General features: G+C 67.4%; 16 protein-coding genes and 1 tRNA gene. 14 read left to right on the top strand and 3 right to left on the bottom strand.

The features are described from left to right. Position 1 precedes the first annotated feature (1 nt). Complete coding sequence (locus R2D22_RS15370; RefSeq protein WP_318103849.1) at positions 2 to 634, bottom strand: NAD(P)-dependent oxidoreductase; 633 nt, start codon at positions 632 to 634, stop codon at positions 2 to 4. A 97-nt stretch (positions 635 to 731) separates the two neighbouring features. Between R2D22_RS15370 and R2D22_RS15365 the strand changes: the two genes are divergently transcribed. Further along, positions 732 to 1,337, top strand: coding sequence for a TetR/AcrR family transcriptional regulator (locus R2D22_RS15365; protein ID WP_318103848.1), 606 nt, complete (start codon positions 732 to 734; stop codon positions 1,335 to 1,337). A 59-nt stretch (positions 1,338 to 1,396) separates the two neighbouring features. After that, positions 1,397 to 2,116 (top strand): hypothetical protein, encoded by a 720-nt coding sequence (locus R2D22_RS15360; RefSeq protein ID WP_318103847.1) that lies wholly within the window; start codon positions 1,397 to 1,399, stop codon positions 2,114 to 2,116. Here the strand turns inward: R2D22_RS15360 and R2D22_RS15355 are convergent. Both R2D22_RS15355 and R2D22_RS15350 read right to left on the bottom strand, forming a co-directional pair. Then, the gene (locus R2D22_RS15355) at positions 2,061 to 3,089 is read right to left on the bottom strand and encodes an adenosine deaminase (protein WP_318103846.1); all 1,029 of its coding nucleotides are present in this window, start codon (positions 3,087 to 3,089) and stop codon (positions 2,061 to 2,063) included. The genes R2D22_RS15360 and R2D22_RS15355 overlap by 56 nt on opposite strands. A 129-nt stretch (positions 3,090 to 3,218) precedes the next feature. Next, positions 3,219 to 4,445: a pyridoxal phosphate-dependent aminotransferase gene (locus tag R2D22_RS15350; RefSeq protein WP_318103845.1), complete on the bottom strand. Its 1,227-nt coding sequence runs from the start codon at positions 4,443 to 4,445 to the stop codon at positions 3,219 to 3,221. A gap of 203 nt (positions 4,446 to 4,648) precedes the next feature. Between R2D22_RS15350 and R2D22_RS15345 the strand changes: the two genes are divergently transcribed. The 12 genes from R2D22_RS15345 (at position 4,649) to fusA (ending at position 20,419) form a co-directional block, all read left to right on the top strand. Next, positions 4,649 to 4,721 (top strand) — tRNA-Trp (locus R2D22_RS15345). A 106-nt stretch (positions 4,722 to 4,827) separates the two neighbouring features. Continuing rightward, positions 4,828 to 5,115, top strand: a complete 288-nt coding sequence (secE, locus tag R2D22_RS15340; protein WP_318103844.1) for a preprotein translocase subunit SecE — start codon at positions 4,828 to 4,830, stop codon at positions 5,113 to 5,115. Between the two features lie 76 nt (positions 5,116 to 5,191). Next, the gene (gene nusG / locus R2D22_RS15335; protein ID WP_318103842.1) at positions 5,192 to 6,082 is read left to right on the top strand and encodes a transcription termination/antitermination protein NusG; all 891 of its coding nucleotides are present in this window, start codon (positions 5,192 to 5,194) and stop codon (positions 6,080 to 6,082) included. Between the two features lie 170 nt (positions 6,083 to 6,252). Then, positions 6,253 to 6,687 carry a 50S ribosomal protein L11 gene (rplK, locus tag R2D22_RS15330; RefSeq protein WP_030318720.1) on the top strand — a complete coding sequence of 145 codons (435 nt, stop codon included), beginning with the start codon at positions 6,253 to 6,255 and terminating at the stop codon, positions 6,685 to 6,687. Between the two features lie 79 nt (positions 6,688 to 6,766). Next, the gene (rplA, locus tag R2D22_RS15325; RefSeq protein WP_318103840.1) at positions 6,767 to 7,495 is read left to right on the top strand and encodes a 50S ribosomal protein L1; all 729 of its coding nucleotides are present in this window, start codon (positions 6,767 to 6,769) and stop codon (positions 7,493 to 7,495) included. Between the two features lie 326 nt (positions 7,496 to 7,821). After that, a complete protein-coding gene (gene rplJ / locus R2D22_RS15320; RefSeq protein WP_030757401.1) occupies positions 7,822 to 8,352 on the top strand; it encodes a 50S ribosomal protein L10 in 531 nt (176 codons plus the stop codon). A 110-nt stretch (positions 8,353 to 8,462) separates the two neighbouring features. Further along, the gene (gene rplL / locus R2D22_RS15315; protein WP_318103838.1) at positions 8,463 to 8,846 is read left to right on the top strand and encodes a 50S ribosomal protein L7/L12; all 384 of its coding nucleotides are present in this window, start codon (positions 8,463 to 8,465) and stop codon (positions 8,844 to 8,846) included. A 525-nt stretch (positions 8,847 to 9,371) separates the two neighbouring features. Next, positions 9,372 to 12,854 carry a DNA-directed RNA polymerase subunit beta gene (gene rpoB / locus R2D22_RS15310; RefSeq protein ID WP_318103836.1) on the top strand — a complete coding sequence of 1,161 codons (3,483 nt, stop codon included), beginning with the start codon at positions 9,372 to 9,374 and terminating at the stop codon, positions 12,852 to 12,854. A 107-nt stretch (positions 12,855 to 12,961) separates the two neighbouring features. Next, entirely contained in the window at positions 12,962 to 16,861 is a 3,900-nt protein-coding gene (locus tag R2D22_RS15305) for a DNA-directed RNA polymerase subunit beta' (protein WP_318103835.1), read from the top strand. A gap of 544 nt (positions 16,862 to 17,405) precedes the next feature. Continuing rightward, on the top strand, positions 17,406 to 17,777 hold the full coding sequence (gene rpsL / locus R2D22_RS15300) for a 30S ribosomal protein S12 (RefSeq protein ID WP_003948652.1): 372 nt from the start codon (positions 17,406 to 17,408) through the stop codon (positions 17,775 to 17,777). Positions 17,778 to 17,779: 2 nt separating this feature from the next. Beyond that, positions 17,780 to 18,250, top strand: a complete 471-nt coding sequence (gene rpsG, locus R2D22_RS15295; RefSeq protein ID WP_262006819.1) for a 30S ribosomal protein S7 — start codon at positions 17,780 to 17,782, stop codon at positions 18,248 to 18,250. Positions 18,251 to 18,289: 39 nt separating this feature from the next. After that, positions 18,290 to 20,419 (top strand): elongation factor G, encoded by a 2,130-nt coding sequence (gene fusA, locus R2D22_RS15290; RefSeq protein ID WP_318103830.1) that lies wholly within the window; start codon positions 18,290 to 18,292, stop codon positions 20,417 to 20,419. Positions 20,420 to 20,444 lie beyond the last annotated feature (25 nt).

The following is a 20,444-nucleotide window of genomic DNA, read 5'->3' as shown; positions in this document are numbered from 1 at the left end:
CTCAGTACGCCACGCCCACCGGCTGCTTCACCGTGGCCGGGTCGGACACCATCGCGAGCATCGCGTGCGCCACGTCCGCCCGGCCGATGTTCCGGCCCGAGCGCGGGTTCGCGCCGACGACCTTCCGGTACGTCCCCGTCAGCGGCCTGTCGCCGAGCTTGGGCGGCCGGACCGACGTCCAGTCGGTCGCGCTGCGCTCCAGCTCCGCCTCCATGACCCGCAGGTCCGCGTAGACGTCCTTCAGGGCGGCCCGGACCACCGAGACGACGACCTTGTCGAGCAGCGGCTCGTCCGGGGGAGTGGTGGCGAGCGGGGCCGCGCTGACCACGACCAGCCGCCGCGTCCCCTCCGCCTCCATCGCGGCGAGCACGACGCGGGTGAGCCGTGCGGCGACGCCGGCGTCCGCGCGGCTGCGGGCGCCCAGACCCGACAGGACCGCGTCCCGGCCGGCCACGGCGGGGCGCAGCGCCTCCGGGTCGGTGAGGTCCGCGCGGAAGACCTCCAGGTTCTCGCCGGTGACGGTGAACCGCGCGGGGTCCCGTACGACCGCCGTCACGTGATGGCCGGCCGCGAGGGCCTGGCCGACGATCTCGCGGCCGATGCCGCCGGTCGCGCCGAAGACTGTGAGCTTCATGTCGCACCCTCCTTGGGGGTGAGTGAGCATTCACTTACCTCTAGAGTGGGTGGGTACTCACTCACCCGTCAAGCGTGATCGGAGAATTCGAGCCTTCATGGACCAGAAGCCGACTCGCGTCCGCATCGTCGACGCGGCCCGCCACCTCATGCTGACCGCCGGCCTCGCCCGCACCACCACCAAGGAGATCGCGAAGGCCGCGGGCTGCTCCGAGGCCGCGCTCTACAAGTACTTCAGCAGCAAGGAAGAGCTGTTCGTGACGGTGCTCAACGAGCGGCTGCCCGGGCTCGGCGCACTGCTCGGCACCCTCGCCGCCGACCCCGGCGGCCGCTCGGTCGAGGAGAACCTCACCGAGATCGCCCGCAGCGCGGCCCTGTTCTACGAGCAGACCTTCCCGATGGCCGCCTCCCTCTACGCCGAACCGCAGCTCAAACACCGTCACGAGGAGGTCATGCGGGACCTCGGCGCGGGCCCCCACAAGCCCATCGAAGGGCTCGACGCGTACCTCCGCGCCGAACAGCAGCACGGCCGCGTCGCGCCCGACGCCGACACGCACGCCGCCGCGTCCCTGCTCCTGGGCGCCTGCGTGCACCGCGCCTTCGCGTACGAGATGGCCCCCGAGCGCCGTCCGCCCCGGCCGCTCGACGAGTTCGCCGCCGCCCTCGCCCGCACCCTCATGGCCGGGATCGCCCCGAGGAAATGACGTTGCGGGCGCCTCCGCGCCCCCGCCACGCTGGGCACCATGCCTCCGAAAGCACGGCCATGCGCCTGAAAGTACGTGAGTTCAGGATCCGTACCGGACCTCACGCGTACCGGATCGTCCAGCCGTGGCAGCCGCTGCGGCACACCACCGTCAACGACCCCGTGGGGCAGCACTGGGGCTATCTGCTCGGCGACCACGAGGGGCTCAACGCCCTCGCCGCACTCTTCTCCTTCGCCGCCTTCTCCCGGCACACGATCGTGCACGTCCCGCTGCGACACAGCATCCCGCGCACGTTCTTCACCGTGGACCCGGTCGACCTGGTCCTCGCCCACCGCTCACCCGGCCTGCGTCCCTCCGCCTGGCCCGGGCTGCGTGGGCGCCTGCGCGACGGCACCCCGCTGACCGTCCGTACGAACGAGCAGCGCACCGCCGCCCACGCCGCCGACTGGGAGCGGGAGCGCGAGCGCCGTCACGAGCGGGCCGTCGAATGGCTGCACCCTGCCGTCCACGCGGGCACCCTGTTCCTGCACGGCGGCCGGGACGTGTTCTCCGCCGCGTCCGTCGCCTTCTCGCTCGCTGCCGGCTTCGGGCCGCTGGAGAAACGCGCCCGCAAGGGCCACGACGCGCTGATCGCCTCGCTCACGCCCTACCTGGCCCCGTCTCGCGCCGGACACCGGACCGAGCTCGACATCGGCTTCCAGGCCCGGCCCCCGCTGCACCGCTTCAGGCCGCCGGGGCGGCCAGCCAGTCGTCGACCCCGGACAGCAGCTTCCGCCTGACGTCCTCCGGCGCCGCCGAGGCGCGCACCGACTGCCGGGCCAGCTCCGCCAGCTCCGCGTCCGTGAAGCCGTGGTACCGGCGGGCGATCTCGTACTGGGCGGCCAGCCGCGACCCGAAGAGCAGTGGGTCGTCCGCGCCCAGGGCCATCGGCACCCCCGCCTCGAACAGCGTGCGCAGCGGGACGTCCTCGGGCTTCTCGTACACGCCGAGCGCAACGTTGGACGCCGGGCAGACCTCGCAGGTCACGCCCTTCTCGGCGAGCTTGCGCAGCAGCCGCGGGTCCTCCGCGGCGCGCACGCCGTGGCCGATGCGGGAGGCGTGCAGGTCGTCCAGGCAGTCCCGGACCGACGCCGGTCCGGTGAGCTCGCCGCCGTGCGGCGCGGCCAGCAGACCGCCCTCGCGGGCGATCGCGAAGGCCCGGTCGAAGTCGCGGGCCATGCCGCGCCGCTCGTCGTTGGACAGGCCGAAGCCGACGATCCCCCGGTCGGCGTAACGGACCGCGAGCCGGGCGAGCGTACGGGCGTCCAGCGGGTGCTTCATCCGGTTGGCGGCCACCAGGACCCTCATCCCGAGCCCGGTGTCCCGGGAGGCCGTCTCCACGGCGTCCAGGATGATCTCCAGGGCCGGGATCAGCCCGCCGAGCCGGGGTGCGTACGAGGTGGGGTCGACCTGGATCTCCAGCCAGCCGGAGCCGTCCCGGACGTCCTCCTGCGCGGCCTCCCGCACGAGGCGCTGGATGTCCTCCGGGGCGCGCAGGCAGGAGCGGGCCATGTCGTACAGCCGCTGGAAACGGAACCAGCCCCGCTCGTCGGTGGCGCGCAGCTTCGGCGGTTCACCGCCGGTCAGCGCCTCGGGGAGGTGGACGCCGTACTTGTCGGCCAGCTCGATCAGCGTCGTGGGCCGCATCGAGCCGGTGAAGTGCAGATGCAGGTGGGCCTTCGGGAGAAGCGTCAGATCGCGTACGTGCTCCATCGCCCGATCTTGCCCCACCCGAATGGACTACGGGAGTCCCTTTCCCCGATCGGGACCTTGCTCGAACGTGAAAACGGGCCCCCGGCGCAGCGCCGGGGGCCCGTCACGGGCTCATCGCAGAAGCGGACGTCAGTCGCGCGCCTCGGCGAGCAGCTTCTGGATCCGGGACACGCCCTCGACCAGGTCCTCGTCGCCCAGCGCGTACGACAGGCGCAGGTAGCCCGGCGTGCCGAACGCCTCGCCCGGGACGACCGCGACCTCGGCCTCGTCCAGGATCAGTGCCGCGAGCTCCACGGAGGTCGCCGGGCGCTTGCCGCGGATCTCCTTGCCCAGCAGGGCCTTCACCGACGGGTACGCGTAGAACGCGCCCTCGGGGGTCGGGCAGACCACGCCGTCGATCTCGTTGAGCATCCGCACGATGGTCTGGCGGCGGCGGTCGAACGCCTCGCGCATCTCCGCGACCGCGTCCAGGTCGCCGGAGACGGCGGCGAGTGCGGCCACCTGGGCCACGTTGCTCACGTTGGAGGTGGCGTGCGACTGCAGGTTGGTCGCGGCCTTCACCACGTCCTTCGGGCCCACGATCCACCCGACGCGCCAGCCGGTCATCGCGTACGTCTTGGCGACGCCGTTGACGATGATGCACTTGTCGCGCAGTGCCGGGACCAGCTTCGGCAGCGAGGTGAACGTGGCGTCGCCGTAGACCAGGTGCTCGTAGATCTCGTCGGTCAGCACCCACAGGCCGTGCTCGGCGGCCCACTCGCCGATCGCGCGCGCGTCCTCCTCGCTGTAGACCGCGCCGGTCGGGTTCGACGGGGAGACGAAGAGCAGGACCTTCGTGTTCTCCGTGCGCGCCGCCTCCAGCTGCTCGACGGAGACCCGGTAGCCGGTGGTCTCGTCGGCCACGACCTCCACCGGGACACCGCCCGCCAGCCGGATCGACTCCGGGTACGTGGTCCAGTACGGCGCCGGGACGATGACCTCGTCGCCCGGGTCGAGGATCGCGGCGAAGGCCTCGTAGATGGCCTGCTTGCCACCGTTGGTCACCAGGACCTCGGCCGGGTCGACCTCGAGACCGGAGTCCCGCAGGGTCTTCTCGGCGATGGCCTTCTTCAGCTCGGGCAGACCGCCGGCCGGCGTGTAGCGGTGGTACTTGGGGTTCTTGCAGGCCTCGACGGCCGCCTCGACGATGTAGTCCGGGGTCGGGAAGTCGGGCTCACCGGCGCCGAAGCCGATCACCGGACGGCCGGCGGCCTTGAGGGCCTTGGCCTTGGCGTCGACGGCGAGGGTGGCGGACTCGGAGATCGCGCCGATGCGGGCGGAGACCCGGCGCTCGGTCGGAGGGGTAGCAGCGCTCATGCGGCCATGGTCCCAGACCGTCTCCGGACCGGGCACACAGGTTTCGAAGGGCGGACAGGACCGGTCATTACCGGTCACGCAGAGGGCTCGGCAGGGCTCCGACGTGCTTTCTGTTCGACGCGGCGCTCATGAACACGTACACTCACTGCTCGTTGGCCCTCACCGACCACATCTCACGATGCGGTAGGTTGGGGACACCGCAAAGGGTCGTAGCTCAATTGGTAGAGCACCGGTCTCCAAAACCGAAGGTTGGGGGTTCAAGTCCCTCCGGCCCTGCTACACACACCGCCAGGTTGTGTGCGCATGTACGTCTTGCTATTGCACCGCCGTGCGGCTCCACCCGGGCGCGGCACGGCCACGACCCGGAATCAGGTGAGAGATCGTGACGGACGCCGTGGGCTCCATCGACATGCCTGATGCCCAGGACGAGGCTCCGGACTCGAAGAAGAAGTCCCGCAAGGGCGGCAAGCGCGGCAAGAAGGGCCCTCTGGGCCGTCTCGCGGTCTTCTACCGCCAGATCATCGCGGAGCTCCGCAAGGTCGTCTGGCCCACGCGCAGCCAGCTGACGTCCTACACCACTGTGGTGATCGTCTTCGTTGTCATCATGATCGGTCTCGTAACCGTGATTGACTATGGCTTCCAGGAAGCAGTCAAGTACGTCTTCGGCTGATTCCCGCGGAGGGCGCCTCCTGGCGCCCCTTTTCGCATGTTCCACCCCATCTGTATCGCAGGAAGAAGCAGCCACCGTGTCTGACCCGAACCTGAACGTTGAGGACGAGCTCGACATCGTCGAGGCGGCCGACGAGGACCAGGCCGAGGCTGCTGACGCCGCTGCGGGCGAGGCAGCCGAAGAGGCCGCTCTCCACATCGAGGACGAGAGCGACGAGGCCGAGGCCGAGGACGCCGACGAGACCGACGCCGACGACGAGGCCGAGGACGCCGACGAGTCCGAGGACGAGGACGCCGAAGAGGCCGAGGTCGTCGCCGAGGACGAGGAGGAGGCCGAGCCGGCCGCCCCCGTCGACCCGATCCAGGCCCTGCGCGACGAGCTCCGCGGCCTGCCCGGCGAGTGGTACGTCATCCACACCTACGCGGGCTACGAGAAGCGCGTGAAGGCCAACCTGGAGCAGCGTGCCGTCTCGCTGAACGTCGAGGACTTCATCTACCAGGCCGAGGTCCCCGAGGAAGAGATCGTCCAGATCAAGAACGGCGAGCGCAAGAACGTCCGGCAGAACAAGCTGCCCGGCTACGTGCTCGTCCGCATGGACCTGACGAACGAGTCCTGGGGCGTCGTCCGCAACACCCCCGGCGTCACCGGCTTCGTGGGCAACGCCTACGACCCGTACCCGCTGACCCTGGACGAGATCGTCAAGATGCTCGCCCCGGAGGCCGAGGAGAAGGCCGCCCGCGAGGCCGCCGAGGCCGAGGGCAAGCCGGCTCCGGCCCGCAAGGTCACCGTCGAGGTGCTGGACTTCGAGGTCGGCGACTCGGTCACCGTCACCGACGGCCCCTTCGCCACGCTGCAGGCCACGATCAACGAGATCAACGCCGACTCGAAGAAGGTCAAGGGCCTCGTCGAGATCTTCGGTCGCGAGACCCCGGTCGAGCTCAGCTTCGACCAGATCCAGAAGAACTAGCAGCACCAGCTCTTCACAGATTTCCGACCAGGTCAGAGAGGCTCTCGTAGCCCCTCTGACCTGCTCGGTTTTTGGCCGCGCAGCTATACCCGTTATCGTTGTGCGGTATGCCTCCATCCGGATGACCGGATGGATCGGCTGAAAACTCTCACTAGGACCCGGAGAGAGCTATGCCTCCCAAGAAGAAGAAGGTCACGGGGCTTATCAAGCTCCAGATCAACGCCGGTGCGGCGAACCCGGCCCCGCCGGTCGGCCCCGCGCTCGGTCAGCACGGCGTCAACATCATGGAGTTCTGCAAGGCCTACAACGCCGCGACCGAGTCGCAGCGTGGCATGGTCGTGCCGGTGGAGATCACGGTCTACGAGGACCGTTCCTTCACCTTCATCACCAAGACTCCGCCGGCCGCCAAGCTGATCCTCAAGGCCGCGGGTGTGGACAAGGGCTCCGGCGAGCCGCACAAGACCAAGGTCGCCAAGCTCACGGCCGCCCAGGTCCGCGAGATCGCCACGGTCAAGCTGCCCGACCTGAACGCCAACGACCTGGACGCCGCGTCGAAGATCATCGCCGGCACCGCCCGTTCCATGGGCATCACGGTCGAGGGCTGATCAGCCCCCTTGTGACCTCAGTGGTAGGGCCTGCGCCGGCCCGCACCACGACTCCATACCTGAACCAACAGGAGAAGAAGTGAAGCGCAGCAAGGCTCTCCGCTCCGCGGACGCCAAGGTCGACCGCGAGCGGAACTACGCTCCCCTCGAGGCCGTCCGTCTCGCCAAGGACACCGCCACCACGAAGTTCGACGGCACCGTCGAGGTCGCCTTCCGCCTGGGCGTCGACCCGCGCAAGGCCGACCAGATGGTCCGTGGCACCGTGAACCTTCCGCACGGCACCGGTAAGACCGCCCGGGTCCTGGTCTTCGCGACCGGTGACCGTGCCGAGGCCGCGATCGCCGCGGGCGCCGACATCGTCGGCTCCGACGAGCTCATCGACGAGATCTCCAAGGGCCAGCGCCTGAACGAGTTCGACGCCGTGGTGGCCACCCCGGACCTCATGGGCAAGGTCGGCCGCCTCGGCCGCGTCCTCGGCCCGCGTGGTCTCATGCCGAACCCGAAGACCGGCACCGTCACCCCCGATGTCGCGAAGGCTGTCAACGACATCAAGGGCGGCAAGATCGAGTTCCGCGTCGACAAGCACTCGAACCTGCACTTCATCATCGGCAAGGTCTCCTTCGACGAGACGAAGCTGGTCGAGAACTACGCCGCGGCTCTGGAGGAGATCCTCCGTCTGAAGCCGTCCGCCGCCAAGGGCCGCTACATCAAGAAGGCGACCCTGACGACGACGATGGGCCCCGGCATCCCGCTGGACTCCAACCGCACCCGTAACCTCCTCGTCGAGGAGGACCCGGCCGCGGTCTGAGCCCTCTGAAAGGCCCCTCGGGGCCGGCTCGCAGCGCCTCGGGCCCCGCACCTCTCCGGAGGAGCGGGGCCCGATTTGCTTGCCGCGTACCGGTTCGCGTATGGTCTTCCAGAAGCCAAAGACCGCTGGTCGTTGCTGTGCCCGCGAGGGTGCGGTGGCCGAAGGATTCGCTGATTGATGCGAACGACCCGCGCAGGTGATCGTGGAAGAGTTCCCGGATCGTACGATTCGGTCGAGCTGAGCCCCGTGCGCCTGCGCCCGGGGCGTTTTGTTTTGTTCAGCCCCTTCTGAGCGGTCCTCATCACCCGGAAGGAGGCCGACGCACTATGCCGACGCCCAACAAGGCTGCATCGGTGGCCGAGCTCAAGGACGCGTTCCAGAGCTCCAACGCCGCCGTGCTGACCGAGTACCGGGGTCTCACCGTCGCGCAGCTCAAGACGCTGCGTCGCTCTCTCGGTGAGAACGCCCAGTACGCCGTGGTGAAGAACACGCTGACCAAGATCGCGGCCAACGAGGCCGGGATCACCGCACTGGACGAGCACTTCGCTGGTCCGACCGCGGTCGCCTTCGTCACCGGTGACCCGGTGGAGTCGGCGAAGGCTCTGCGTGACTTCGCCAAGGAGAACCCGAACCTCATCATCAAGGCCGGTGTCCTTGACGGTAAGGCTCTCTCCGCCGACGACATCAAGAAGCTTGCGGACCTCGAGTCCCGCGAGGTTCTGCTCAGCAAGCTGGCCGGCGCGTTCAAGGGCAAGCAGTCTCAGGCTGCTCAGCTCTTCCAGGCGCTGCCGTCGAAGCTCGTCCGCACCGTGGACGCGCTCCGTGCCAAGCAGGCCGAGCAGGGCGGTGCCGAGTAATTCGGCTCGCGCATTGATCCGCGCCGCCTAGCGCGCGGGTCGTAGCGGGCCGATACGCCCGCCTCTCTATACAACCGGCACCTGCCGATTTAGTGGAAGGATCGCCCATCATGGCGAAGCTCTCTCAGGAAGACCTCCTCGCCCAGTTCGAGGAGATGACCCTCATCGAGCTCTCCGAGTTCGTGAAGGCGTTCGAGGACAAGTTCGACGTCACCGCCGCCGCGGCCGTCGCCGTTGCCGCCCCGGGTGCCCCGGGCGCCCCGGTCGAGGCTGCTGAGGAGAAGGACGAGTTCGACGTCATCCTCACCGGCGCCGGCGACAAGAAGATCCAGGTCATCAAGGTCGTGCGTGAGCTGACCTCCCTGGGTCTGAAGGAGGCCAAGGACCTCGTCGACGGCACCCCGAAGCCGGTCCTCGAGAAGGTCAACAAGGAGGCCGCTGACAAGGCTGCCGAGGCCCTCAAGGGCGCCGGTGCGGCCGTCGAGGTCAAGTAACACCTCGTCGCGTCAGCGACTCTTCTGTTGAGCGTGTAACGCTCGCAGCGTGAAGGGCGATCACCCATCTGGGTGGTCGCCCTTCGGCGTTCCCCGGACGGCGCGTGGCGGCGGTCTTGTGCCTGGCCGGGGGCGGAGTATGGTGATCTTCGCCGTGCGCCCCGCAGGCCCGGGGGCCTTGACGAACCGCACGCAGCGCGCAATTCTCAGGACGCGTCGTCACAACGATCCGAATCCGAGGCATGGATCGACGACCGAAGGGGCAGTATCGAGGTGCGCCGCACGGCGCGAGGTACCGCGGAGATGAGAACAACGAGGGTCGCGAAGAACTCGCCCTGGACATCAGTGGGCCAAGTGGCTACACTGACCCTTTGCGCTGCCTGTTAGCTGCCCCCTGCCCGTCACCAGGGGCATGCCCTCCTAAGACCATCGTCGACCAAACGCCCTGACCAGGGATTTTAGTTCGATGGCCTGCTGGGGACCGGTACGCGCGTAGTGAGTCCGAGCCCTCGGAAGGACCCCCTCTTGGCCGCCTCGCGCAACGCCTCGACCAATACGAACAACGGCGCCAGCACCGCCCCGCTGCGCATCTCCTTTGCAAAGATCAAGGAGCCCCTCGAGGTTCCGAACCTCCTCGCGCTGCAGACCGAGAGCTTTGACTGGCTGCTCGGCAACGCCGCGTGGAAGGCTCGCGTCGAGGCAGCCCTTGAGTCGGGACAGGACGTCCCCACGAAGTCCGGTCTGGAGGAGATCTTCGAGGAGATCTCCCCGATCGAGGACTTCTCCGGGTCGATGTCGCTGACGTTCCGAGACCACCGGTTCGAGCCGCCGAAGAACTCGATCGACGAGTGCAAGGACCGTGACTTCACGTACGGCGCCCCGCTCTTCGTCACCGCGGAATTCACCAACAACGAGACCGGCGAGATCAAGTCCCAGACTGTCTTCATGGGCGACTTCCCGCTCATGACGAACAAGGGCACCTTCGTCATCAACGGCACCGAGCGTGTCGTGGTGTCGCAGCTCGTCCGCTCGCCGGGTGTGTACTTCGACTCCTCCATCGACAAGACGTCCGACAAGGACATCTTCTCCGCCAAGATCATCCCGTCCCGGGGTGCCTGGCTGGAGATGGAGATCGACAAGCGCGACATGGTCGGTGTCCGCATCGACCGCAAGCGCAAGCAGTCCGTCACCGTGCTGCTGAAGGCGCTCGGCTGGACCACCGAGCAGATCCTGCAGGAGTTCGGCGAGTACGAGTCCATGCGCGCCACCCTGGAGAAGGACCACACCCAGGGCCAGGACGACGCGCTGCTCGACATCTACCGCAAGCTGCGCCCGGGCGAGCCGCCGACGCGTGAGGCCGCGCAGACGCTGCTCGAGAACCTGTACTTCAACCCGAAGCGCTACGACCTGGCCAAGGTCGGCCGCTACAAGGTCAACAAGAAGCTCGGCGCGGACGAGCCGCTGGACGCGGGCGTCCTCACCACCGACGACGTCATCGCCACCATCAAGTACCTGGTGAAGCTGCACGCCGGCGAGACCGAGACGATCGGCGAGTCGGGCCGGGAGATCGTCGTCGAGACCGACGACATCGACCACTTCGGCAACCGTCGTCTGCGCAACGTCGGCGAGCTCATCCAGAACCAGGTCCGTACGGGTCTGGCTCGTATGGAGCGCGTCGTGCGCGAGCGCATGACCACCCAGGACGTCGAGGCGATCACGCCGCAGACCCTGATCAACATCCGGCCGGTCGTCGCCTCCATCAAGGAGTTCTTCGGCACCAGCCAGCTGTCGCAGTTCATGGACCAGAACAACCCGCTGTCGGGTCTCACCCACAAGCGCCGTCTGTCGGCTCTTGGCCCGGGTGGTCTGTCCCGTGAGCGGGCCGGCTTCGAGGTCCGAGACGTGCACCCGTCCCACTACGGACGCATGTGCCCGATCGAGACCCCCGAAGGCCCGAACATCGGTCTGATCGGTTCGCTCGCCTCGTACGGCCGCGTCAACGCGTTCGGCTTCATCGAGACGCCGTACCGCAAGGTCGTCGACGGTCAGGTCACCGACGAGGTCGACTACATCACCGCCGACGAGGAGGACCGCTTCGTCATCGCCCAGGCGAACGCGACCCTGAACGACGAGCTCCAGTTCACCGAGCCCCGCGTTCTGGTCCGCCGCCGTGGTGGCGAGGTCGACTACGTCCCGCCGACCGACGTCGACTACATGGACGTCTCGCCGCGCCAGATGGTGTCGGTCGCGACCGCCATGATCCCGTTCCTCGAGCACGACGACGCCAACCGTGCCCTCATGGGCGCGAACATGATGCGTCAGGCGGTGCCGCTGATTAAGTCGGAGGCCCCGCTCGTCGGCACCGGCATGGAGTACCGCTGTGCCACCGACGCCGGCGACGTGCTCAAGGCCGAGAAGGACGGTGTGGTCCAGGAGCTCTCCGCCGACTACATCACGGTCGCCAACGACGACGGCACGTACAACACGTACCGCCTGCACAAGTTCTCCCGCTCGAACCAGGGCACCTCGGTCAACCAGAAGGTCGTCGTCGACGAGGGCGACCGCGTGATCGAGGGCCAGGTCCTCGCCGACGGTCCCGCCACCGAAGACGGCGAGATGGCGCTCGGCAAGAACCTGCTCGTGGCGTTCATGCCGTGGGAGGGTCACAACTACGAGGACGCGATCATCCTGTCGCAGCGCCTCGTGCAGGACGACGTCCTCTCCTCGATCCACATCGAGGAGCACGAGGTCGACGCCCGTGACACCAAGCTCGGCCCGGAGGAGATCACCCGGGACATCCCGAACGTCTCCGAGGAGGTCCTCGCCGACCTCGACGAGCGCGGCATCATCCGGATCGGTGCCGAGGTCGTCGCCGGCGACATCCTGGTCGGCAAGGTCACCCCGAAGGGTGAGACCGAGCTGACCCCGGAGGAGCGCCTGCTCCGCGCGATCTTCGGTGAGAAGGCCCGTGAGGTCCGTGACACCTCGCTGAAGGTCCCGCACGGCGAGACCGGCAAGGTCATCGGCGTCCGCGTCTTCGACCGCGAGGAGGGCGACGAGCTTCCCCCCGGCGTGAACCAGCTGGTCCGCGTCTACGTCGCCCAGAAGCGCAAGATCACCGACGGTGACAAGCTCGCCGGCCGTCACGGCAACAAGGGTGTCATCTCCAAGATCCTTCCGATCGAGGACATGCCGTTCCTCGAGGACGGCACCCCGGTCGACATCATCCTCAACCCGCTGGGTGTCCCGTCCCGAATGAACCCGGGGCAGGTCCTGGAGATCCACCTCGGCTGGCTCGCCAGCCGCGGCTGGGACGTCTCCGGCCTCGCGGACGAGTGGGCGCAGCGCCTCCAGGCGATCGGCGCCGACCAGGTCGCGCCGGGCACCAATGTCGCGACCCCGGTCTTCGACGGTGCGCGTGAGGACGAGCTCGCGGGTCTGCTCCAGCACACCATCCCGAACCGCGACGGCGAGCGCATGGTGCTCCCGTCCGGCAAGGCGCGTCTGTTCGACGGCCGTTCCGGCGAGCCGTTCCCGGACCCGATCTCGGTCGGGTACATGTACATCCTCAAGCTCCACCACCTGGTCGACGACAAGCTGCACGCCCGGTCGACCGGTCCGTACTCGATGATCACCCAGCAGCCGCTGGGTGGTAAGGCCCAGTTCGGTGGCCAGCGGTTCGGCGAGATGGAGGTGTGGGCGCTGGAGGCGTACGGCGCCGCGTACGCCCTCCAGGAGCTGCTGACGATCAAGTCCGACGACGTGACCGGCCGCGTGAAGGTCTACGAGGCCATCGTCAAGGGCGAGAACATCCCTGAGCCCGGCATCCCCGAGTCCTTCAAGGTGCTCATCAAGGAGATGCAGTCCCTGTGCCTCAACGTGGAGGTGCTGTCCTCGGACGGCATGTCCATCGAGATGCGCGACACCGACGAGGACGTCTTCCGCGCTGCGGAGGAGCTCGGTATCGACCTGTCCCGGCGCGAGCCGAGCAGCGTCGAAGAGGTCTGACGGGAGTCCGGTACGGGGACTCGGTGCAATCCGCTGAGTCCCCGGCCGGCCCCAGGACCCCCGTTTCAGACCCCAAGACTTACAACCCTGAGAGGGATTGACGCATAGTGCTCGACGTCAACTTCTTCGACGAGCTCCGGATCGGTCTGGCCACCGCTGACGACATCCGCCAGTGGAGCCACGGCGAGGTCAAGAAGCCGGAGACCATCAACTACCGCACCCTGAAGCCCGAGAAGGACGGACTCTTCTGCGAGAAGATCTTCGGTCCGACCCGGGACTGGGAGTGCTACTGCGGCAAGTACAAGCGCGTCCGCTTCAAGGGCATCATCTGTGAGCGGTGTGGCGTCGAGGTCACCCGCGCCAAGGTGCGCCGTGAGCGGATGGGCCACATCGAGCTGGCCGCTCCCGTCACCCACATCTGGTACTTCAAGGGCGTTCCGTCGCGCTTGGGCTACCTGCTGGACCTCGCGCCGAAGGACCTCGAGAAGGTCATCTACTTCGCCGCGTACATGATCACGTTCGTGGACGAGGAGCGTCGTACCCGCGACCTGCCGTCCCTGGAGGCCCACGTCTCCGTCGAGCGTCAGCAGATCGAGAACCGTCGCGACGCGGACCTCGAGGCCCGCGCCAAGAAGCTCGAGACCGACCTGGCCGAGCTCGAGGCCGAGGGTGCCAAGGCCGACGTGCGCCGCAAGGTGCGCGAGGGCGCCGAGCGTGAGATGAAGCAGCTGCGCGACCGCGCGCAGCGCGAGATCGACCGTCTCGACGAGGTCTGGAACCGCTTCAAGAACCTCAAGGTCCAGGACCTGGAGGGCGACGAGCTCCTCTACCGCGAGCTGCGTGACCGCTTCGGCACGTACTTCGACGGCTCGATGGGTGCCGCGGCGCTGCAGAAGCGCCTGGAGTCCTTCGACCTGGAGGAGGAGGCCGAGCGCCTCCGCGAGATCATCCGTACCGGCAAGGGCCAGAAGAAGACCCGTGCGCTCAAGCGCCTCAAGGTCGTCTCCGCGTTCCTGCAGACCGCGAACAGCCCCAAGGGCATGGTTCTCGACTGCGTGCCGGTGATCCCGCCGGACCTGCGTCCGATGGTGCAGCTGGACGGTGGCCGCTTCGCGACCTCCGACCTGAACGACCTGTACCGCCGCGTGATCAACCGCAACAACCGTCTGAAGCGTCTGCTCGACCTCGGTGCCCCCGAGATCATCGTGAACAACGAGAAGCGGATGCTCCAGGAGGCGGTCGACGCCCTCTTCGACAACGGCCGTCGTGGTCGCCCGGTCACGGGCCCCGGCAACCGTCCGCTGAAGTCCCTCAGCGACATGCTGAAGGGTAAGCAGGGTCGATTCCGTCAGAACCTGCTCGGCAAGCGTGTGGACTACTCCGCGCGTTCCGTCATCGTCGTCGGTCCGCAGCTGAAGCTGCACCAGTGCGGTCTGCCCAAGGCCATGGCCCTTGAGCTCTTCAAGCCGTTCGTGATGAAGCGCCTGGTCGACCTGAACCACGCGCAGAACATCAAGAGCGCCAAGCGGATGGTCGAGCGCGGCCGCACGGTCGTGTACGACGTTCTCGAAGAGGTCATCGCCGAGCACCCGGTTCTGCTGAACCGTGCGCCCACGCTGCACCGCCTCGGCATCCAGGCCTTCGAGCCGCAGCTGGTCGAGGGCAAGGCCATCCAGATCCACCCGCTCGTCTGCACCGCCTTCAACGCGGACTTCGACGGTGACCAGATGGCCGTGCACCTGCCGCTCTCCGCGGAGGCGCAGGCCGAGGCCCGCATCCTGATGCTGTCCTCGAACAACATCCTCAAGCCGGCCGACGGCCGTCCGGTGACGATGCCGACCCAGGACATGGTCCTCGGTCTGTTCTTCCTCACCACCGACGGTGAGCTCCGTGACACCAAGGGCGAGGGCCGCGCGTTCGGCTCCACGGCCGAGGCGATCATGGCGTTCGACGCCGGCGAGCTCGCTCTGCAGTCGCAGATCGACATCCGCTTCCCGATCGGCACCGTTCCGCCGCGCGGCTGGGTTCCCCCGGTCGCCGAGGAGGGCGAGCCGGAGTGGCAGCAGGGTGACTCGTTCCGTCTGCGGACCTCGCTGGGCCGCGCGCTCTTCAACGAGCTGCTGCCCGAGGACTACCCGTTCGTCGACTACTCGGTGGGCAAGAAGCAGCTCTCCGAGATCGTCAACGACCTGGCCGAGCGCTACCCCAAGGTCATCGTGGCGGCGACGCTCGACAACCTGAAGGCGGCCGGCTTCTACTGGGCGACCCGTTCCGGTGTCACCGTGGCCATCTCCGACGTCGTCGTTCCCGAGGCGAAGAAGGAGATCGTCGCGGGCTACGAGGCGCAGGACGAGAAGGTCCAGAAGCAGTACGAGCGCGGTCTGATCACCAAGGAAGAGCGCACGCAGGAGCTCATCGCGATCTGGACCAAGGCGACCAACGAGGTCGCCGAGGCGATGAACGCGAACTTCCCGAAGACGAACCCCATCTTCATGATGGTTGACTCGGGTGCCCGAGGAAACATGATGCAGATGCGTCAGATCGCCGGTATGCGTGGTCTGGTGTCGAACGCGAAGAACGAGACCATCCCGCGTCCCATCAAGGCGTCCTTCCGCGAGGGTCTGTCCGTCCTCGAGTACTTCATCTCGACGCACGGTGCCCGTAAGGGTCTCGCCGACACCGCCCTGCGTACCGCCGACTCGGGTTACCTGACCCGTCGTCTGGTGGACGTCTCGCAGGACGTCATCATCCGCGAGGAGGACTGCGGCACCGAGCGCGGTCTGAAGCTGCGGATCGCCGAGAAGGACGAGGCCGGCGTCCTGCGCAAGACGGACGACGTCGAGACGTCCGTGTACGCGCGGATGCTCGCCGAGGACGTCGTCGTGGACGGCAAGGTCATCGCGCCGGCCAACGTCGACCTCGGTGACGTGCTCATCGACGCCCTCGTCAACGCGGGCGTCGAGGAGGTCAAGACCCGCTCGGTCCTGACCTGTGAGTCCGCCGTCGGTACCTGTGCGTTCTGCTACGGCCGTTCGCTCGCCACCGGCAAGCTGGTGGACATCGGTGAGGCGGTCGGCATCATCGCCGCCCAGTCCATCGGTGAGCCCGGTACCCAGCTGACGATGCGTACCTTCCACACCGGTGGTGTGGCCGGTGACGACATCACCCAGGGTCTGCCCCGTGTCGTCGAGCTCTTCGAGGCCCGGCAGCCGAAGGGTGTCGCCCCGATCTCGGAGGCGGCCGGCCGCGTCCGTATCGAGGAGACCGAGAAGACCAAGAAGATCGTCGTCACCCCGGACGACGGCAGCGACGAGACGGCGTTCCCGATCTCGAAGCGTGCCCGTCTGCTGGTGGGCGAGGGCGACCACGTCGAGGTGGGCCAGAAGCTCACCGTGGGTGCCACCAACCCGCACGACGTGCTGCGGATCCTCGGCCAGCGTGCCGTCCAGGTCCACCTGGTCGGCGAGGTCCAGAAGGTCTACAACTCGCAGGGTGTGTCGATCCACGACAAGCACATCGAGATCATCATCCGGCAGATGCTGCGCCGCGTGACGATCATCGAGTCCGGCGACGCGGAGCTGCTGCCGGGCGAGCTCGTCGAGCGCTCGAAGTTCGAGACCGAGAACCGTCGTGTGGTCACCGAGGGCGGTCACCCCGCCTCCGGCCGTCCGCAGCTGATGGGTATCACCAAGGCCTCGCTGGCGACGGAATCCTGGCTGTCGGCCGCCTCCTTCCAGGAGACGACCCGAGTCCTGACGGACGCGGCGATCAACGCCAAGTCCGACAGCCTCATCGGCCTCAAGGAGAACGTCATCATCGGTAAGCTCATCCCGGCCGGTACGGGTCTGTCCCGCTACCGCAACATCCGGGTCGAGCCGACCGAGGAGGCCAAGGCCGCGATGTACTCGGCCGTCGGCTACGACGACATCGACTACTCGCCGTTCGGCACCGGCTCCGGCCAGGCCGTCCCGCTGGAGGACTACGACTACGGTCCGTACAACCAGTAAGCGAGTCGCTTGACCGAAGGGCGGCACCCCATGACGGGGTGCCGCCCTTCGGGGTTCTCCGAGCCGTCCGGGACGCGGTGCTGCCGCAGGAGCCTCTGTGCGCCGAGGACCGGCCGGAGGCCCCACCGGCCCGGCATGCGCGACGGCACGGCCACGAGGACGACGTGGTGGACGACCCGGCCGCGGTGGCCGAGGGCACGCCGGCGCCGACGGCGCCGCCGAAGTGCGGTCCGCGTCGTCCTGTGATAGACGAGGCCCTCTCCGGTAGAACCGCAGGTCGCGGGCGTCCGGGCGGCTCTGCGCTCTGCCGCGTTCCTTTTGTTTTGACCGGAGTCTGTGCGGTAGGTACGCTCAGACCTTGTGCCTGGGGTGTGCCCTGGCTCGTGTGCGTGCTGTCAACCGCACGGCGAGCCGGTACTGGCCACTGAAATCTGCGCCCTTTTCGCCTTGCGCGAGGGTTTGCAGGGTTCGACACACCCGACCGCGTGGGTCGGCAACGTTCCAGGTTAGCTTTACTACACGGCACACAGAAACCGGAGAAGTAGTGCCTACGATCCAGCAGCTGGTCCGTAAGGGCCGGCAGGACAAGGTCGAGAAGAACAAGACGCCCGCACTCGAGGGTTCCCCTCAGCGCCGCGGCGTCTGCACGCGTGTGTTCACGACCACCCCGAAGAAGCCGAACTCGGCCCTCCGTAAGGTCGCGCGTGTGCGTCTGACCTCGGGCATCGAGGTCACGGCCTACATCCCGGGTGAGGGACACAACCTGCAGGAGCACTCCATCGTGCTCGTGCGTGGTGGCCGTGTGAAGGACCTGCCGGGTGTTCGCTACAAGATCATCCGCGGCTCCCTTGACACCCAGGGCGTCAAGAACCGCAAGCAGGCCCGCAGCCGCTACGGCGCCAAGAAGGAGAAGTAAGAATGCCTCGTAAGGGCCCCGCCCCGAAGCGCCCGGTCATCATCGACCCGGTCTACGGTTCTCCTCTTGTCACCTCGCTGATCAACAAGATCCTGCTCAACGGCAAGCGCTCCACCGCCGAGCGGATCGTGTACGGCGCCATGGAAGGCCTCCGCGAGAAGACCGGCGCTGACCCGGTCATCACGCTGAAGCGCGCCCTCGAGAACGTCAAGCCGTCTCTCGAGGTCAAGTCCCGCCGTGTCGGTGGCGCCACCTACCAGGTGCCGATCGAGGTCAAGCCCGGTCGCGCCTCCACCCTCGCGCTCCGCTGGGTCGTGGGTTACTCCCGCGCCCGTCGCGAGAAGACCATGACCGAGCGCCTCATGAACGAGCTGCTGGACGCCTCGAACGGCCTCGGCGCTGCGGTCAAGAAGCGCGAGGACACGCACAAGATGGCCGAGTCCAACAAGGCCTTCGCGCACTACCGCTGGTAGTCGCAACCCACATCGAGACCGAGAGAAGACTGAAGCCTTATGGCTACCACTTCGCTTGACCTGGCCAAGGTGCGCAACATCGGCATCATGGCCCACATCGACGCGGGCAAGACGACCACCACCGAGCGGATCCTGTTCTACACCGGCGTTTCGTACAAGATCGGTGAGGTCCACGACGGCGCCGCCACGATGGACTGGATGGAGCAGGAGCAGGAGCGTGGCATCACGATCACCTCTGCTGCCACCACCTGTCACTGGCCGCTCGAAGACGTCGACCACACGATCAACATCATCGACACGCCGGGCCACGTCGACTTCACCGTCGAGGTGGAGCGTTCGCTGCGCGTGCTCGACGGTGCGGTCACCGTGTTCGACGGTGTGGCCGGCGTCGAGCCCCAGTCCGAGACTGTCTGGCGTCAGGCGGACCGCTACGGCGTTCCGCGTATCTGCTTCGTCAACAAGCTCGACCGTACGGGTGCCGAGTTCCACCGCTGCGTCGACATGATCGTGGACCGCCTCGGCGCCGTCCCGATCGTCATGCAGCTCCCCATCGGTTCCGAGATGGACTTCCAGGGTGTCGTGGACCTCGTCCGCATGAAGGCCCTGGTCTGGTCCGCGGAAGCGACCAAGGGCGAGATGTACGACGTCGTCGACATCCCGGCCACGCACACCGAGGCCGCTGAAGAGTGGCGCGGCAAGCTGGTCGAGACCGTCGCCGAGAACGACGAAGAGATCATGGAACTCTTCCTCGAGGGCCAGGAGCCCACCGAGGAGCAGCTCTACGCCGCCATCCGTCGTATCACCATTGCCTCCGGCAAGGGTGGCGGCGAGAAGACGATCACCCCCGTCTTCTGTGGCACCGCGTTCAAGAACAAGGGTGTTCAGCCCCTGCTCGACGCGGTCGTGCGCTACCTCCCGTCGCCCCTGGACGTCGAGGCCATCGAGGGCCACGACGTCAAGGACGCCGAGGTCGTCGTGAAGCGCAAGCCGTCCGACGACGAGCCGCTGTCGGCGCTCGCCTTCAAGATCGCGAGCGACCCGCACCTCGGCAAGCTCACCTTCGTCCGGATCTACTCCGGTCGCCTGGAGGCCGGCACCTCGGTGCTGAACTCCGTCAAGGGCAAGCGTGAGCGCATCGGCAAGATCTACCGCATGCACGCGAACAAGCGTGAGGAGATCGACTCGGTGGGCGCCGGCGACATCGTCGCCGTCATGGGCCTCAAGCAGACCACCACCGGTGAGACGCTGTGCGACGAGAAGAACCCGGTCATCCTGGAGTCCATGGACTTCCCGGCGCCGGTCATTCAGGTCGCCATCGAGCCCAAGTCCAAGGGTGACCAGGAGAAGCTGGGTGTCGCCATCCAGCGTCTCGCGGAGGAGGACCCCTCCTTCCAGGTGCACTCGGACGAGGAGACCGGCCAGACCATCATCGGTGGTATGGGCGAGCTTCACCTCGACATCCTCGTCGACCGTATGCGTCGCGAGTTCAAGGTCGAGGCGAACGTCGGCAAGCCGCAGGTCGCGTACCGCGAGACGATCCGCAAGACCGTCGAGCGCGTGGACTACACCCACAAGAAGCAGACCGGTGGTACCGGTCAGTTCGCCAAGGTGCAGATCGCGATCGAGCCGATCGAGGGCGGCGACTCCTCGTACGAGTTCGTGAACAAGGTCACCGGTGGCCGCATCCCGAAGGAGTACATCCCTTCGGTCGACGCCGGTGCGCAGGAGGCCATGCAGTTCGGCATCCTGGCCGGCTACGAGATGACTGGCGTCCGCGTCATCCTTCTCGACGGTGGCTACCACGAGGTCGACTCCTCCGAGCTCGCGTTCAAGATCGCCGGTTCGCAGGCCTTCAAGGAGGCCGCGCGCAAGGCTTCGCCGGTCATCCTCGAGCCGATGATGTCCGTCGAGGTCACCACGCCCGAGGACTACATGGGCGAGGTCATCGGTGACATCAACTCCCGCCGTGGCCAGATCCAGGCCATGGAGGAGCGCAGCGGCGCTCGCGTCGTGAAGGGCCTCGTGCCCCTCTCGGAGATGTTCGGCTACGTCGGAGACCTCCGCAGCAAGACCTCGGGTCGCGCAAGCTACTCGATGCAGTTCGACTCCTACGCCGAGGTTCCGCGGAACGTCGCCGAGGAGATCATCGCGAAGGCCAAGGGCGAGTAACGCACCGCGTTCCACGCTTTAGGCT

The organism is Streptomyces sp. HUAS YS2 (genome assembly GCF_033343995.1).
Taxonomy (GTDB): domain Bacteria; phylum Actinomycetota; class Actinomycetes; order Streptomycetales; family Streptomycetaceae; genus Streptomyces; species Streptomyces solicathayae.
This window is presented reverse-complemented; position numbering and strand designations above follow the sequence as displayed.

Bases quoted from the DNA above. Each gene is read 5' to 3' on its own strand.
- R2D22_RS15370 (WP_318103849.1), bottom strand. From the start codon at position 634: ATGAAGCTCACAGTCTTCGGCGCGACCGGCGGCATCGGCCGCGAGATC.
- R2D22_RS15365 (WP_318103848.1), top strand. From the start codon at position 732: ATGGACCAGAAGCCGACTCGCGTCCGCATCGTCGACGCGGCCCGCCAC.
- R2D22_RS15360 (WP_318103847.1), top strand. From the start codon at position 1,397: ATGCGCCTGAAAGTACGTGAGTTCAGGATCCGTACCGGACCTCACGCG.
- R2D22_RS15355 (WP_318103846.1), bottom strand. From the start codon at position 3,089: ATGGAGCACGTACGCGATCTGACGCTTCTCCCGAAGGCCCACCTGCAT.
- R2D22_RS15350 (WP_318103845.1), bottom strand. From the start codon at position 4,445: ATGAGCGCTGCTACCCCTCCGACCGAGCGCCGGGTCTCCGCCCGCATC.
- rplK (WP_030318720.1), top strand. From the start codon at position 6,253: ATGCCTCCCAAGAAGAAGAAGGTCACGGGGCTTATCAAGCTCCAGATC.
- rplJ (WP_030757401.1), top strand. From the start codon at position 7,822: ATGCCGACGCCCAACAAGGCTGCATCGGTGGCCGAGCTCAAGGACGCG.
- rplL (WP_318103838.1), top strand. From the start codon at position 8,463: ATGGCGAAGCTCTCTCAGGAAGACCTCCTCGCCCAGTTCGAGGAGATG.
- rpsG (WP_262006819.1), top strand. From the start codon at position 17,780: ATGCCTCGTAAGGGCCCCGCCCCGAAGCGCCCGGTCATCATCGACCCG.
- fusA (WP_318103830.1), top strand. From the start codon at position 18,290: ATGGCTACCACTTCGCTTGACCTGGCCAAGGTGCGCAACATCGGCATC.